General features: G+C 50.4%; 8 protein-coding genes. All 8 read right to left on the minus strand.

Annotation, left to right across the window (positions count from 1 at the left end; all coding sequences use genetic code 11):
- Window positions 1-116: 116 nt before the first annotated feature.
- Window positions 117-269, minus strand: coding sequence for a hypothetical protein (locus B9H04_RS07770; protein WP_211216872.1), 153 nt, complete (start codon window positions 267-269; stop codon window positions 117-119).
- 586 nt (window positions 270-855) lie between these two features.
- Entirely contained in the window at window positions 856-2,091 is a 1,236-nt protein-coding gene (locus tag B9H04_RS18035; protein WP_139835056.1) for a DUF5797 family protein, read from the minus strand.
- 72 nt (window positions 2,092-2,163) lie between these two features.
- Entirely contained in the window at window positions 2,164-5,331 is a 3,168-nt protein-coding gene (locus tag B9H04_RS07775) for a PD-(D/E)XK nuclease family protein (RefSeq protein ID WP_162141814.1), read from the minus strand.
- Window positions 5,332-5,333: 2 nt separating this feature from the next.
- A complete protein-coding gene (locus B9H04_RS07780; protein ID WP_139835057.1) occupies window positions 5,334-7,466 on the minus strand; it encodes a hypothetical protein in 2,133 nt (710 codons plus the stop codon).
- Entirely contained in the window at window positions 7,463-10,252 is a 2,790-nt protein-coding gene (locus B9H04_RS07785; RefSeq protein ID WP_080508607.1) for a DEAD/DEAH box helicase, read from the minus strand. The genes B9H04_RS07780 and B9H04_RS07785 overlap by 4 nt, the downstream gene beginning before the upstream one ends.
- Window positions 10,245-13,637 carry a coiled-coil domain-containing protein gene (locus tag B9H04_RS07790; protein ID WP_139835058.1) on the minus strand — a complete coding sequence of 1,131 codons (3,393 nt, stop codon included), beginning with the start codon at window positions 13,635-13,637 and terminating at the stop codon, window positions 10,245-10,247. Before B9H04_RS07790 ends, B9H04_RS07785 begins: the two co-directional genes overlap by 8 nt.
- The gene (locus B9H04_RS07795) at window positions 13,630-14,328 is read right to left on the minus strand and encodes a hypothetical protein (protein WP_139835059.1); all 699 of its coding nucleotides are present in this window, start codon (window positions 14,326-14,328) and stop codon (window positions 13,630-13,632) included. Before B9H04_RS07795 ends, B9H04_RS07790 begins: the two co-directional genes overlap by 8 nt.
- Before the next feature lie 120 nt (window positions 14,329-14,448).
- A complete protein-coding gene (locus B9H04_RS18040; RefSeq protein WP_139835060.1) occupies window positions 14,449-15,603 on the minus strand; it encodes a hypothetical protein in 1,155 nt (384 codons plus the stop codon).
- Window positions 15,604-15,611: the final 8 nt, after the last annotated feature.

Here is a 15,611-nt window from a genome sequence, read left to right on the forward strand (position 1 = left end):
TGGTTCAAGTACCGCCTTATGCCAGATCTCTCGACGCTGAAAGATTACATTCTGCGAGGACTAAGCGCGATCACCGAACCGAACATCTGGCCGTATCTCACCGGTAAAGATTCGAATTAAACACTATCAAGCTCTCCACCACCGAAATCGATACAGCCTGGCGAATCAATTGTATAGACCTCTGTAACGGTGAGGTCGATTCCACCATTAGCGCGTTGCTGAGTCGGTTCATGGACAATTCCGTTGACGTCGTCGAGAAGGTCACTCATACCCGTGAGTTGAAGAGACAGACACATATTGGTTTGCGGCTCCGATCCTGTCCGAGACGTTCACGGGAGCAATCGAACTCCGTGGGTTTATATCGACGGATACAAACGGTCTGCTGAATAAAGAGCGCGAATCGGTCGTGTACTATCCAGTAACTGGGTGGATTCTCCGTAAACCAATACGGACAAGTGATGAATTTATCCGGTGAAGTCGTCAAAGGCTGCCTATAAATAATCCAACTCAGGGGCCAGTCGCGCAATCCATCGTCGGGAACTGCTTCGCTGACTGCCACGCTCAGGTCTTCGTTACGCTGTTCAAGGATGCTGAGAAGTTGTCTCGCAGTCCTAAATTTGTAACTTGCGTCTGGTTCTTCCAACAAAAACGCACACATCATCGATTTGGCCAGGTCTGATCAGATCGGGGGAAACCGTATCGAGCGCTCTAGCGAAGTGCTCAATGGGGCCGACGCATCGTTTATTATGCCGTCTCAATTTCTCGCTAAAATCGGCTAAAAATCGTGTTGACCAGAGAAACGCCTAGATTGCGAATAACTGCTGAAGAAAGGCCGCAAGCATGAACTTCCCACAATTACCTGTTCCAGTTAACGCCGCTGGTATCATTTTGCTGGGAGTCTGTGACTGCCAGGGTGATTCTTCCTTTACCTGGGATCCTGGGAGGCTCTTTACTGAGAGCGATCTTGCCGTCTTGCTCGAGTCCACTTACGTAACGACGGGCTGATTCGGTTGCACAAGCGAATTTGTCGGTGTTCCGGGTTACATACTGATTGAGTTCAGACTGAAGGTAATCCCAGACCTCTCTCCCATCTGAAAAACCCCAACGATCGGATAATTGTCCGTTTGATGTGGGTTGTTGCTCTACAATATCGATTACTTGACGGTCAAAGGTATCTATACTTCTGTCCTGAATCGTGATTTCGAACGGTCGCCAAGCGGTTGATCCGCCTGGCCAGAGATTTCCGTACAGGCACCGATAGAGAACCTGTCCTCCCTGCGTAACTAACTCCCGTAGCTGACTGTCGTTCTCAATTGAGGCATATTCGCTGACATCCATCAAAAATAGACTGAACGACTGAAATGCACATAGTGAGGGATTGCGCCGGCAACGAGATTTGTGGAAGCTAATGCTCTTTTTAACGCTCTGGACTGTATGCTGTTTCCGGCGGTAACTGTCCTCAGTGCTCTGGAATCGCTCTATAACGCGTTCTGCGTCCGACAAATCGCTAATAACCGGCAAAGGTCCGAGGGTTGATTTTGCGAATCCGACTTGATCATCGAGATCCATCGTTATCTCGTCTTCTGGGATTCCCCAGTAATCGATTGCTTGATCTACGTATTTATCCCGAGCAGTAGAGTTGCGCTTCGTTGTGATTTCAGGACGGGAAATCGGACATCGATCGTTAGCGTCTAACAAGTATCCACTTAGAGTTGGGTCGATACACCGTGCCGAAAATGGTATTGCTTCTACAGTATAGACATATTCTGCGCCCTCGGTATCCACGACCCTTAGTACACCAAAGTGGTCCGTAAGAAGGTCCATTGGCTCATATTTCATCCAATTGAACAAATTATCTAGCTCTTCCTTGTCGATGGGGAAGTCTGGAGCGAGTTCATTTGCGGTGTATCGGGCACCCTTGAGGCGATCGACAACGAGATCGGTGACTGGTTCCTCAAAAACGTGAATTCCGCCACGTCTGTTTGAAGGTACTGTTTCTACAATCTTGCCGTCGGTCACGACGTGGCCCGCGTCCACAAGCTCTTGCCTTTCTACCTCGGGCTTGTCATAGAATTCGTCTGTCGGAATCATAGCTTTCGGGTGTATCGGTTGGTTATTCTCTGATCCAGTTCGTACATTATTGGTATTCGTGCCGGTAAGCGCTCAGGTAGATTCAATCAACCGGCTGATGAGTGAGTTCCGTTCCAAAGTTTCTCGATCGCCAATTAGTGTAACGTCTTGTGCACAGTTGAAGCAGGTGTAGAGTTGCTCAATATCACTCACGGGCGGAGTGACCACTCGTTCTTCGCCTGTAACGGCGAGACTGACTACAGCTGAGTCTACATGAGCTCCAGATAGCTGATCGGGGAGACGAACCGCTATGTCTTCCCCAATTTCTTCTAACTCTTCTCGAATGGCATTTGCATGGGCGACAAAGGGAGTAACAACCAAATCTGGAGAGACGTTTGTACAAACTTCAGCTACCTTTTCAGCTTCGGCTTTATTCTGTGTCAGGCGCTGATGGAGGTATGGTGTCGCATGTACGGGGATACTGACCTTCAGACGATGATGATCGCTATCAATAGGATTACTGGTCCGGACTTTGAATCTGATGTCCTGGATTGTGTATGTCTCGCCGAACGTTAGTGCGCTCGCGTCAAGGGTTCTAAGTTGTTGTAGAGACTGAGAGATATGGACTGCATCAACTTGTTCGACTGGTTCCAGCCGGATGAAGCGGGTTTCGTCTTCTTCAGTGGATGTTGGTACTTGATACTCTAGTGAGGTTTCACCGATGGCCGTTGCTATTGCTCCATCCGTATCTCTAAATTCGAAACTTCCGTCAATAGTCTCAGCGTCAAGTTCCAGCCCCGAAAATGCAGATTGCATTGTACGACTGAACTCTGCTTTCACCTGAATGCTCTGACTGTCGTCGCTCTCAACATTCGCGAACCGCCGGTATAGACGGTTAAAATACGCCTCGTCAAGACGGGCCTCTCTAGCCTCCCCACTGACAATCTCAGGACCAGACCGTCGAGTGTCACCAATTGCCGCTACTCGATCGCCGAGAATCTGGAGGAAATGGAACTGGGGTTCTGCAAGACTTTCCGCACCCACAATTACGATCGTGTCGAAGAATTTGTCAGTATGGGGCCGAACCGACTCATCACCATCTCGCATAGCGTGGAATACCTGTTCACTAAGCGCATAGCGTGCCGATGAAACCACGACAGATGCGTCGCGAAGACCCTCATAAATCTCGTGCCCATCAGACGTTCCAGTAAGACCCGTCGTCGCTCCACCAGCGAATCCGTCCATCCTAGTCGCCCCTTCGACTGATGAAAGTCGCTCTTCGACCGAGTCGGTCATTTCAGGCCGCGTACAGAGAATTAACGCCCGTTGTTCATCGTCAGGTATCTCTTCGCCACCAGCGGGGCTTGGATACTGCTGCGTGGCAAGTTTTGTAACAATATCAGTAACGAGCGTAGTCCGCTCGCGACGGACTGGAACATCCAGATATAATTCCTTTGCGTCGGTGTACTCGGAAAGAGAATTTAGGTCCGAAGGGTCAAGACTGTCCTCGTTATCGCCGGCCTTTCCTGTCGTTTCAAGTAGGGGTGATACCTCTCCTCGCTGAGCGTAGTCCAGTTGTGACAACAGATCACGTGGTAGAGAATCAGCGGCGACGGTACGGACGGCTTCATACGTCTCCGTAGGATCAAGGAAGGCTGAATTGGGCGTTGATTTCAGCTGGAAGACATACTTGTTCTCAACCCGGCCATAGTATGTGGCTTCTTGATAGTATTCTGTGCCGGTCTGCATGAGACGTACGCCCGAACCTGGGGTAAAGGACGGAACTAGCCCCGCATCTGACGTGAAGACCATCCTTCGTTGGCCCTCTAAGGCGTTAAGCTTGAGATCAGGGATTCGTAACCCTGCCTCTGACAGTGTTTCTGGGGCTAATTGCTCAAGTTCGTAGCCTAATCGTTTCCGATGGTCTCGCTCAGCGTTCAGTCCCTGACGAAGGCCCGTGTAATGGTCGGTGACAGCGGGATCTCGGAATTCGAGTCGTTGGTCACAATCGTCGAAAAGCGGACACTGGGATATGATGTTCCCTTCATCGTCTGATTCAAAGCACGGCCAACGGCGCTCAGACTGACAGTAGTATTGACAAGGTGATGGAAGAATCTCATTTTCCTCTTGGTCGGTTGTCGGTGACTTGAACGTACAGCCAGTACAATCCCGACCGTAAGTCGTTGGCACACCGAATCCATCGCGAAGAACAGATGCCTCATTCCGGAGAGAAAGAATGTCTTCTACATCGCGGCGCCGCAATTCGACTTCTTCCAACACGACGCTCGATTCGTTCGCAAGGTTCGGATACACGAGATAGCCGCTGACCCCTTTGTCAATTCGATCATGAAGACGCTCTCCCGTCTCAAGAGTTTCGAGGAGGAATGCTAGGAGATAGACCCGGAGCTGAAATCGGTGATGATTCCGTGTTTTATCGGTCAGCTTGTAGTTGGTTTTGAGATCATAGGGAGTCCCATCGATGATTAGGTCAACGCGCCCATTAAAGCCGACAGAGGCAGATAGGCCTACTTCTACACTAACGTCTGTCGCTGAAGCGATTCGATTTGTAAACTCGTCGTCTGTCAGAAGACGAGTAGCAGCATCTAACGCGTTCTCCCGAATTCGGTTGGGGCTCACCCATGCCAACCGACACAGAGCCATCTCGATAGAATACTCTGACTCAATTAGCTCTTCAAGAGACGCCTCAACTTGAGCTTCCGACCATCCACCTTTGAATTGACCTTTGCCCCCTTCTTCGATGGCGTGTTCTACTAATGTGTGGACAATTCTACCTTTGATTGCTCCGGGAGAAAGATCGTACCTACCGGGTGAATATACGTTCTTCTCGTAGAGAAGGTCGTAAATACGGGGGCACTCGCTAGCGGAGCGCATCTCACTTTTGCCGATTGCGGTATCCGGGTCTCGGATTATGATTCCGGTGACGTTGAAATACCACTTGCCGTTGTGTGTGTTAGGAATCCCCCTGACGACGACCGACTCGTCTTGCTGTAAAGGCACCTCGTCGATTATTTCACGAAGATACGATGCGGTTCGCCCGAACGAGTCCGTCCAAGCAGGATCCTCATGCCAGATCGAGAGGAAGGCATCACCTTCGAACTGACCAGACACCCGAACTGGATACAGTGTCTTGTCTCCGCCTTGTTGCCCTCTTCTAGGCTCACCAACGACTGTACATCGGATAGTGACTTCCTGGCCATTGTGCGTCTCGTCGTCAACGATGTCCTGAATCGGATAGATCATCTTCATTTGCCTCCATCAAGTACCGCTAGTGCGCGTGCGAGGAGACGGCGGTCGAGCATCTGTTCTTGATACCGATACTGGTGTGTACAGGAATCCCGTTTTAGACAGTCCGGGCATGCATGAATACACTGCTTGGTTACCTCTTCTATTCGTTCAGCCAACTCACTGAGATCGCGGCGCTGGGAACGTCTATTCGCAAACCGACGATACGTTTCTCTGACCCGGGTGTCGAAGAACGTTCGGTCCTCCAAAGCAAATACTAAGTCTACCGGCCGTGGTGTGCGGTTTAGTTGTTCCTTCGTTGTCGTATATGTCTCAGCAACAACGCTATAGAAGCGGGCCATTTCCCGAGTTTCGGCAATTCGGTTAAGGCGTCGGTGAAGGAGCGGTTTGACGTCATCGTACCGAGCGTACGAGAAGTCGACTCCAAGGTCCTGAAACACATCATTGAACTCGGGTACGTCGCGCCCAGATGCAATCTCGTTCGTTTGGGCGAGGTCAAACACGTACTCTCCAGAGTATTCCTTCAGCAAGGAAACCAACGTCTCTTCTGTAGCACCAATATGGCAGCTCGACTGTTCAGCAAGCCCGCTTAGCAGTTCAGTATCGGATAGCTCGCGTAAGTCATCGAAGACTTCACGGCTCACACCAGCACCGCCTTGAATTGAATCATAGATACCGATCTCAACGGTTTCGCCGCTCGTCTCTACGAAGTTCACGTCATACCAAGCTTCGAAGTCACCACCTCCGGCACTGTATTCTGCCGCCCACGAAGCAAGTCCATGTTTGAGTGAATGGACAAAGACATGTTCAGCAAATTGTCTCACTGAATCGCCGTCAGCGCACTCCTCAATAATGGATTCCAACGAATCTCCATATTCATCCAGAAGCGTCTCATAAGTCGAGATTTTCCCGTCATCGTAATCAAGTAGGCCTAACCGCCGGTCCCTAGACGGTAAGAGGCTCGGAAGACGTGTTTTAATGTCGTTAACACTTGCCTCAAATAGCGAGTCAGGCCCGTCAGATCCCATGGAAAAGAGGTAGTCGACCGCAATTAGGGCACGATAGAACGGGGTAACGCTAAATGCGTGCTCGAGAGCCTCCTCTTGGAAGAACAGGCGATCCCATAATCGACGGTATAAGAGCGAAAATTGGAGGTCTCGAAAAAGTGGCGTTTCTTTCTGGAAGACTTTGTCAAGTAACTCGGTGACCTTCGACCGGTCTATATCAAACATCAGAACCTGGCTTTCCTCACGGCTACCGACGAATGCCGTGGCGTCATCTTCCTCGTGATGATAGCGAATTACTTCAGAGAATGTCCTCTCTTCGCCGTATAAAGTCAACAGAGTGGCATAGTACGCCTTAAGAAATGTCGCGTCGCTGTTGAACTCTCCCTGCTCAATGAGGCCACCGGTCATCGTCGACAAATCCAGTGAATCGGGACTATCGCCTCGCCCAAGGGGGTGCTTGAACCAGAGGAACTGCGAGGTCGGGTCACTTTTCAGCTTCGTGAGCTCCTCTTCTGGGACGTCCTCCGGTTTCTGGTTCCTTACAACCCCGTTCGCAGAATCCCAATAGTAGTGCGTATGCTCTCCGTTCTTGCCCACGCTCGGATTCCAGACGATGAACTGTTGGGGAATGTAGACGCTCACCTCGTCCACAGGGTGCTCAAACGGTGTGTACCGCTCTTCTTCACTCTGTGATAGAATTTCGGATAGTTGGCTAGATGTTCGAATGCGCAGCCCGTCGTTAATATCTGCAAATCCTCTTCTCGATGAAGGCCCGAAATCGCCAGTCCATAGGTCGAATTCCCATCGGCGTTTGTAGCCGCCGGGCAGAAAGCTCCCCAACATAAGATCGAGCGGCTCATTCGCCAAAAAGCCGCCATTCGCGTTGACAACACTGATGTTACCGCCGACCTGCTCAGAGATGAATGTACCAGGAACGCTAAATGGCCTTGTTGCCTCTGGATCAAGCTCAAAGAGGTCTGGAATATGGCAATATGGACGAAAACGATTGCGCTGGACCTTATCGAGGAGGTCAGATTGGTATTGAATCAGGCCATTAAGTCGTGCCAGCAATCGCTCTTCTTGCGTCAGGTCATCTGCTTCCGAGAGAGGAGTTTGATCGCTCATTTGTTGGATGTGTTCTCCAAGTCGAGGTTCCCCGCCGCAATTTCTTGGAAAAGCCGTCTCTTGAACTTCAGATCATCAAGGCTTTCCTCGAGATCAGCCTGACGAGTCCCTCTCGGGAAGCGTGCTGCCTCCCAGAATTCTTGGATGTCTCCTCCACCTACACTTGCAGGTGTTAACGGGGCCTGTGTTAGATTTATGTAGTCTCCAATTTCATCGATCACGGCAGTAATCTGCTCCTCGGGCACCATCGGGAACGCCTTGCGGAGCCAGTTAGCGATCTCATCTTGCTCATGTGTGAATTTCTCGTCTAACTCCTCAATGTCTAATCTTCGGTATATTTCGTCCGCAGTCTCGTTGTCAGTGACGTTCAAGTAATCGAAGATGGCAGAGACTAGGTGCTCTGTTCGAACAAACCTGTTCTCTTCATCCAGATTGATTTCGAGGTACCTCTCATCTGGGTCAGAGAGCAGGTTTTCATGGTGGAAGTAGAATGCGTCTTCAGGACGTGACCCGAGAACGACCACTGAGATTGGTTGATCATCAGGATCACGACCTCCTCTCCCTTTCCGTTGTACGAATCCGGGGATGTTCATCGGTGCTCGGTACTGGAAGGTTCCAATTATGCCGGGATGATCGAACCCAACTTCCAGTGCGCTAGTAGTCACCATAAGGTCCCAATTGTCGTCTTCAACGCGGGTCCCGTCCGGTGTCTCGGTTCGGCCACTCTTGTGCAGGTAGACATCCATCGGCTCAAGGTCAAGTTCGTCGGTCATCGTCCACCAGCACTCACCTGCCTCATAGACGGGACATGGATTGAGATTCTTGTTCGGAGGAAGCGGTTCACAGACCGCCCGTTCATGGGATGCTGCATTCGATCTGAACTGGTGCTTGGGACAGTCTGGATTTGTCCCTGGTTCATCTTCGTCTCGCAGGAAAGCATCAGGAGTACGGAGGGTGAACAACTCCTGACCCTCGACACCTCGTCCAGACTCTGCGTCTTGGATATAATCACCTAGTCTTTTGACAGAATCGATAGAGTCAACGAACCCCAAAATTTTGTTCTTCAGTTGCCCCTCGTCAGATTCCTGTTTGAGGATCGTATGGTACATCGTGAAGGCGACCTGAATCATGGACGAGAGGTTCGTTACGTTCGTCTCCTCGAAGTCCTCTGGCCCCCATTCACGCCGAGGTTTGTACTTTGCTTCACCCTGTGGAACCTGGACCTCACGAGGGTCTGTAGCTTTTATAAATACGAGATATTCCCACCCGATTTCTTCGATCTCACTCTCTTTTCTAAATTCCTTACTCGTCTCCTTCCATGGGATGTCTTCGTTTTTCCCCCGGGGAGTGATCTCTCTAGCATTGGGAGCGCCAAAGATCGCCTCTGTGAACTGTTCAGCGTTTGATATTGTTGCACTGGAGGCAACCAAGTTGGGTTGCTGATCAGGATCGACTTCCCGCATTGCCGCTTGGAACCGCCGCATTACGTTCGCGACGTGCATTCCGTACTGGTTCGTATAGACGTGAACCTCGTCGAGGACAACGAACTTTGGCGGTGATGCGTGTTTCCAGAACTGATCGTAGCCCCGGTGATCCATCAATCGTCGATGAAGCGTATCAGGGGTGACTACGATGATGTCGGCTGTAGCCCCCTTATCCGATCGAGCGAAGTCAGCCTTATGCGCGGGATCTTTTTGACAGACCATGTCATCCGTCGGCATTCCCCCATCACAGCCGTCGACGGGGCAGCTGATCTCAGATTGGCTTGCACTACCGTGTTGGAGGGCAACTGTTATCGGGAGCGAATCATAGGGCAGTTCGTCGTCCGCGGCGATGATCTGTTCAATCTCGTAGAGATACTCGACGATACGCTCAAACTGGTTATCACACAGGTCTTTTCGGGGGTATGCAAGAACAGCGTCAACACCGCCCACCCGAATGTTGTCATGGTTCGCTGTCAGGCTGTATGCGAGTATCGGGAACAAGAAGGCCTCTGTCTTGCCACCGCCGGTACTCGCAGTGATAACGTGGGCTCGTTCTTCGTCCCGTTCGGTAACTGCCCGGCGATAGAGTTCATCCAGGGATCTGCCCTGGAATGCAGCTAACCCGGTCATACCCCGGCGCTTACAGAGCCTGTATATCAGAGTGAGCGCGTCATTCGTGGCGTCTCGCCAGTCTGCCCGTCCTACAGACCCAAACTCAGAAGCAGGTTCGCCGGTACTCGACCGCTGTAAAATCTCCCTAATTTTGTCACCCAGGTCAATTCCTTGGTCACCCCATTTCGGCTTCTCACGGGACTGAATGTCCATCTTGACCATCTTCGTGAGACTGGGAGCATGCTCGAAACCACTCTGGTCAGCGAACCGCTGGCGAAGCAGCGCGAAGTACCTGGTGACTTCTGCTACACGACTCCGGACGCGTTGTTTGTCGTAGACGTAGAGTAAAACGTCCCTTTCGACAAGTTTGTCGATGACATGCTGAAAGAGTAGTTGGCTGGCCGTCTTGGTAGATAGCTGAGCAGGGAACGCGTAGGTAATATCGATATTTTCGCCAGTATCCGGTTCATCTGTACCGAGTACGAAAGTTCGGTGAAACCGATCGAACAGGTCGGACAGTGCTACCGTAGCATCGTAGTTACCGGCGTTGATCTGCTGCTTACAGGCATCGTCAACCCATCTAAGAACGTGCTGTTGGAGGTCATCGTGGTCTTCCCCGTCGACTAGAATCTCCCACATCTCCTTGACAGCATCAAGGTGCTCATGCTGTCTCATCGCTGCATTACTCATTAGCCATCACGACCGTTATGTCCTCAACGTCACTCGTAGAGTCCAAGTAGACATCTTTGAGCTGACTAAACGCTTCTGGCTCATCGAAGTCCGTCTCAGTGACGATCTTACTGAAACTCCCATCGTACTCACGCAAGGCAGCGACAAACTGCTCACGCCGAGTCGGCCCTTTTGCGTGTTCACGAAGGTCGTCAATGAGTGTCGGCGCCGTGGCGAAGTCGCCCTTCTTTACGGTTTTCCGTCCCTCTTCGAGCAGTTCTTTCCCTTCCTCGTCGGAGATTTCCGGGTCGAGATCATCGAGCTGTTTTAGATACTGTTGTTGCTGCTGCTCAATCCCTTTTGCCTGCTCTTTGAGAGATTTGAGGTCTGGTTCAATCTCTTCGAGGGTGCTGAGGGCCCCCTTGAATTCGCCACTGTTGAATTGGTCTCGATAATCGTCAAATCGAGATTCAATTGTCTCAAGTTCAGCTTCCAGTTCCGCGTGCGAAGAGTTCTCTGCTGCAATAGCGTCGATATGACCCTCCGTACTGTCCGCTACATCACGCAGTTGCTTGAATTTCTCAGTACATTTCGACTTGACGCCCAGGAGCTGTTCAACCTCGTCGTCTATCGTATCTACCCGGTCATCGATACTCCCGGTTCGTTTTACAAGCCGCTCATACTGTTCGTTATCTATGAGCGACTCAAGTTCTGTATCCAGTTCAGCCAACTCCTCATCGTAGTCATCAAGCTGAGACCCGAATGAACCCTCTACATCGGATTTCGAAATCTTCCGTTGAAGATCGTCAATATCGTCTCGAACTGAAACTGCGTCACCGACAATCTTCTCTTTGCGGTCAGAGACGGCATCTTCCAGGTCTTCCTCCAGTTCCACGATATCATCAATGAGGCCACGAACCTCGTTCAGGTCGTTGTGGGTCGGGTTGAAAACCTCATCAAACTGTTCGAGTTGGGCGGAGTAGTCCTCAATCCGGTTCTTGTAGCTATTGACGTTCTTGGCGTCAAGTGAAACTGCTTCGTCGTAGAGCTCCTGCGCTGCATTCAGCCTAGATTGGGCCCGGGACCTAGCTTCGTTATATTGGTCCTCAACACTAACTATGTCGTACGCGTCGTGAATTTCTCCTTCCCGTTCTACTGTTGTAGGTTCGACGTAGTTCTGCCTCTGAAGATGGTCCAGATACCACTGAACCATCGCGTTCTCGTCACCACGTGAACAACCCAGAGCGAACTCAGTGGTTAGCTGATCCTGAATCTCAGCCATGGTGAGCGCGCCGCGCTCGTTAAGTCGACGGTAAATCTCATACCACGGTGGCTTGTCGTTCTCAATGTCCGGATAGACCCAGCGGTTCCCTGATTTAGCTACGAGATTTTGATCTCGAAGCCCGCCCATTATGTCTCCATTCAGGTTATAGCTTTGAATGTCAAGTTCGTCCTTTAGGTCCCCAATTGTGAACTCTCGTGTGTCATTCTTCTCGAGATGCTCAATGACATCACGATGAACCTTGTCGGGGTACGGGAGGATCGTCTCCGTGAAGGTTTCTTGCAAGCCACCGATTATGCCGATTTCGGAGATTAGCGTGTGGCCATCGACCATCTCCTCTGCTTGAATCTCAGAATCGCCAAGAGCTAACAGCCTACCATATATGAAGTTGTCACGTTGATCGGTAGAGAGATTGACCTCTATGATGCGATCGGTGACAAACTGTCGTTCTTCGCTGTCCAACCCGTTAACGTACTTGTTCGCCTCCGCAGATTGCTGCTGATTTTGTTTGACCAACGCACCGAAGGTGGCCCCACGAGATTGGTAGGCCTCGACATAGAGTTTGAGTAATTCTGCGGGGATTTCCTGACCGTTATAGACACCAACGGCGACGGTTTGTTCTCGCTTCCCCGGCCCTCGATCAATATCGATCAAGTGAAGGGCGTATTCGTATCGACCGGCAGCGATGGTAACTGGGTCCTTGTGTAAGCTCCCTTTGCCCATCGATTGAACAGCCAGCGCTAGCCCACGTGAAAGGTATCTTTGGTATTTGTCTGGGGCGTTCGTTGCTTGGAGATCGAGCTTCTGTATTTCCGTACCTTCGTCACCTTTTCCGCGGAAGAGAAAGTCCTTGGCCTCTTCGCTCAGAACGTAATAGTATCGACCGTGTCGGTCACGCTTTTCAAGGACGCGAATTTCGCCAGCATCCTCTCCCTCAACAGTAATCGGACTCATGAGAGCGCCAGGAACGCCGTCTGAGAAGGAATTCTCTGGAATCGTGTCTCCCTCTCCAATAAGGCGCCCCTCTAAGCGCTCGAAGTCATCTCGTGCGTCCGGGTGTACACCCTCGAGGGCCTTCTTAAGTGTGGTGAGTGCTTCTCCACTTAGGAGATCCTCGTCACGCACAAGAGAGGTGAAATCTCTAAGAGCGTAAACGATAGCATCGCCATCAATTCGGTCCGCATCCACCTTCGCCGCGTAGTTGAGAGCCTCAGAGTATATCTGAAGAATCGATCGTGGATGGCCGCCCGTAACCTCAGTTACAACATCGACCGTGTCTTCCACGATTGGTGAAATCTCACCACGGTTGGAAGTTCGGTGGACGTCCATCCGGTCAATTAGCATCTCCTTGACGTCCGATTCAGTCAGGTCACCAAGATAAATATCGTCTCCCTGGAATCTTTGAACCAGCGCATTCCCAAGCGAGTCATCGTCATCCTCGTATTGGGTAATCGCCATCCGTGCACCTTGAGAGAACCCAAGCAGAATGTGTAGACCCGAGGTGTTCAGTTCGTTAACTAGGTGGAGGAACGAGCGAATAAACCGCTGTACCTTCTGCTCGTCATTTTCTGCCTCAATGTCTTCTGCTTCGTCGATGAAAAGGTAGACTGAGCGGTATCCTAATTCTTCCCTGGCGTGTGTGACGATTTTCCGAAGGTTTGTGGCAACGTTGTCTTGCAGGCGTTCATATTGATAGGCCTCGTCAACACTACTGTCAGGTTCGACATCAGGAAGTGACTCTACGTAGTCCTGAAGACCAGGCTCGTCTTCCAGTATCTCCTCGACGATTTTCTCGTACAACCGACGAATACTCAGGCCTAAGTTGCCGACGTATACTGCCAGTGCTTCGTACGTTTCGCCATCGACTTCAACGCCCTCTCTTACCTCGTCCCGCAGTTCAATAAGATGGTGGGACTTACCCGTCCCATATTCTCCGAAAATCAGCCGACGTTTCATGAGATCGGGCTCACGAATACCCGATTGGACGAATTCCCGTAGGCGGTATTCTTGGTCATCTCTTCCGACCAAATTATACTGTGCCGCGATCTCTTCATCCGCGATAGTCGTCGAGAATGGGTCTCGTTCCAACCCTAGTTCGTCGAATTTGCTTGCTGGTTCACTCATGGATTTTGGCTCCTTCAAGGACGTCTTCGTTGAGGACCAACTGTTTGTAGCTACCTTCGGAAACGATACCAGCTGTGTGAAGTCTCGTGATGTAGTTATCGAACGTGCTTCGAGGAATACCGTACAATGTTTCTAATCTCTCGAAGAGTTCCGGTTCCCGAACGCTTCCTCCGTCACCAATTAAATCGGTATATTCTTCGCAGATAACGTGTGCGAACAGGCGAACAGGCCACCTCCCCTGGATGTAGCCATTCTCAACCGGTTCAATAACGTCAGCATCCTCCAGTAGATTGAGCCCCATGTCAATTGTGAATTGGTTCATCTTGTCACCAATGAACGCATCGTCATCAAATTCCCGCATCACCTCGTAGTCCTTGACCGGGCCTTTCCGATAGATGAATTTCGAGAGGATGAGTAACATTGGGTGTTGGTACATGATATTCGCGAGTATTCGGTCTGCTTGCGCTCGCTGATCTTCTGCACCAACGACTTCCTCACCTGAATAAGTCAACACAACCCCATTGTCGTTAAATTCCTCTTCGGATGTTAGTTGATAGCCCTCTTCACTATTTTTTATGAGATTTGCATCACGAAGCTGTTCGATTATATCGTCTGCTCCTTCCGTAGCGGTTTCATCAGCATCGATCGTTTTCCGTTGTCTGAGTGCTTCTATAAGCTCCTCTTTGGACATCGGACCCGATTCTGCGATCAATTGAATGCCGGCTCGTAGCTGGAAAAGGCGCGCATACTGGAGGGTCATTCGAATAAGGTATTGTTGGTCTCGCTCATAAGTAGATAAAGCCTTCCCTGACTATTCCCATGCTTTCCCTTGTCGCTGGAAATACCGAGATGTCGACTCCTCGTTCTTTTTGCTGATAACACCTGTATTGGACAATCGTTCTAGAACTGCCTTGATTTCTGACTTATCTGTTCCCAATTGGACATCACGAGGGAGTTCATCGTGTATCTCGGCAGGCGTTCGAGGTTTCTCCGAGAGGATTAATTGTATTTCATCTCGGAGATTGATTTCTGCATCTTCCATCGAATCGTCGACATCCATAGCTGGTTCATCGGGGTGAAGCGATCGGGCTATTCGTTCTACCCAATCTCCGATTACATTATGAAGGGCATAGTCGCCAGACTGGTCCACATACCACTCAAAATCAGCAAAATCGATACTCATTACTTGATAAGTAGCTATCCCTGCTTGATTCTGTTCGACACGACGCATGAATTCTTCACCGACTTCTTGTACGTGATCTGAGGTTCCACGAAACATACGGTAGACTCCCTCAACCTGCCTAAACCGACGAGAAACGCGCTCATAGTGCTCATCCTCTTCAATATATGGTAGCGGAAGTAATGATGTATCGACATATGCGCGGTCAAACTCAGTCAGGTATTCGAACACTTCCTCTGGGTCAATGTTCCAGTATTCACCGATCACGAAGGCGTAGTCTTCATCCAGTTCAGTAGCTTTTCCACTAGGAATATGTTCGGCAATATGAGGGAGCGTATCAACATACTCGTCTAGTCCCAATAGAGAAAACATCAACGTTGGATCTACTACACGAGCGAAGAATGGGATTGTTTGAAACGTATAATAGAGTGCCCTTCCGTCACTGTCGACACCACGTATCACACCGTGCCGCTCCTCAAGAAGGTTCAGTTTGAAATTCTCGTTCGTAAAATCGTCTGACCCACGTCGGCGATACTTATGGAGTATACGTCGAACGTCGGCGGGTAGTACGCTAAAGTGGTTTGCTAATTCTTCGATAGTGTATTGGCCTTGCTCCAGTTGATCCAATACTAATTGGTCGAGAGAGCGTTCAAATATTCGAACCGCAGGCTTTCCCTTTGGCAATTCATTTAGAAGTTGGTCAGTAGTCGCAACGCGCTTGTTGTGGACCAAGCGTCTTTGTTTGGTTTTAGAGAGGGAGTAGAAATCAGCATCGTTAGCATACATATTGATAG

Origin of the sequence: Halorubrum ezzemoulense DSM 17463 (genome assembly GCF_002114285.1) — an archaeon.
GTDB classification, from domain to species: domain Archaea; phylum Halobacteriota; class Halobacteria; order Halobacteriales; family Haloferacaceae; genus Halorubrum; species Halorubrum ezzemoulense.

What these genes read in the sequence shown, in the direction of transcription:
- B9H04_RS07770 (WP_211216872.1), bottom strand. Translation starts at nt 269, where the DNA reads ATGAGTGACCTTCTCGACGACGTCAACGGAATTGTCCATGAACCGACT.
- B9H04_RS18035 (WP_139835056.1), bottom strand. Translation starts at nt 2,091, where the DNA reads ATGATTCCGACAGACGAATTCTATGACAAGCCCGAGGTAGAAAGGCAA.
- B9H04_RS07775 (WP_162141814.1), bottom strand. Translation starts at nt 5,331, where the DNA reads ATGATCTATCCGATTCAGGACATCGTTGACGACGAGACGCACAATGGC.
- B9H04_RS07780 (WP_139835057.1), bottom strand. Translation starts at nt 7,466, where the DNA reads ATGAGCGATCAAACTCCTCTCTCGGAAGCAGATGACCTGACGCAAGAA.
- B9H04_RS07785 (WP_080508607.1), bottom strand. Translation starts at nt 10,252, where the DNA reads ATGAGTAATGCAGCGATGAGACAGCATGAGCACCTTGATGCTGTCAAG.
- B9H04_RS07790 (WP_139835058.1), bottom strand. Translation starts at nt 13,637, where the DNA reads ATGAGTGAACCAGCAAGCAAATTCGACGAACTAGGGTTGGAACGAGAC.
- B9H04_RS07795 (WP_139835059.1), bottom strand. Translation starts at nt 14,328, where the DNA reads ATGTCCAAAGAGGAGCTTATAGAAGCACTCAGACAACGGAAAACGATC.
- B9H04_RS18040 (WP_139835060.1), bottom strand. Translation starts at nt 15,603, where the DNA reads ATGTATGCTAACGATGCTGATTTCTACTCCCTCTCTAAAACCAAACAA.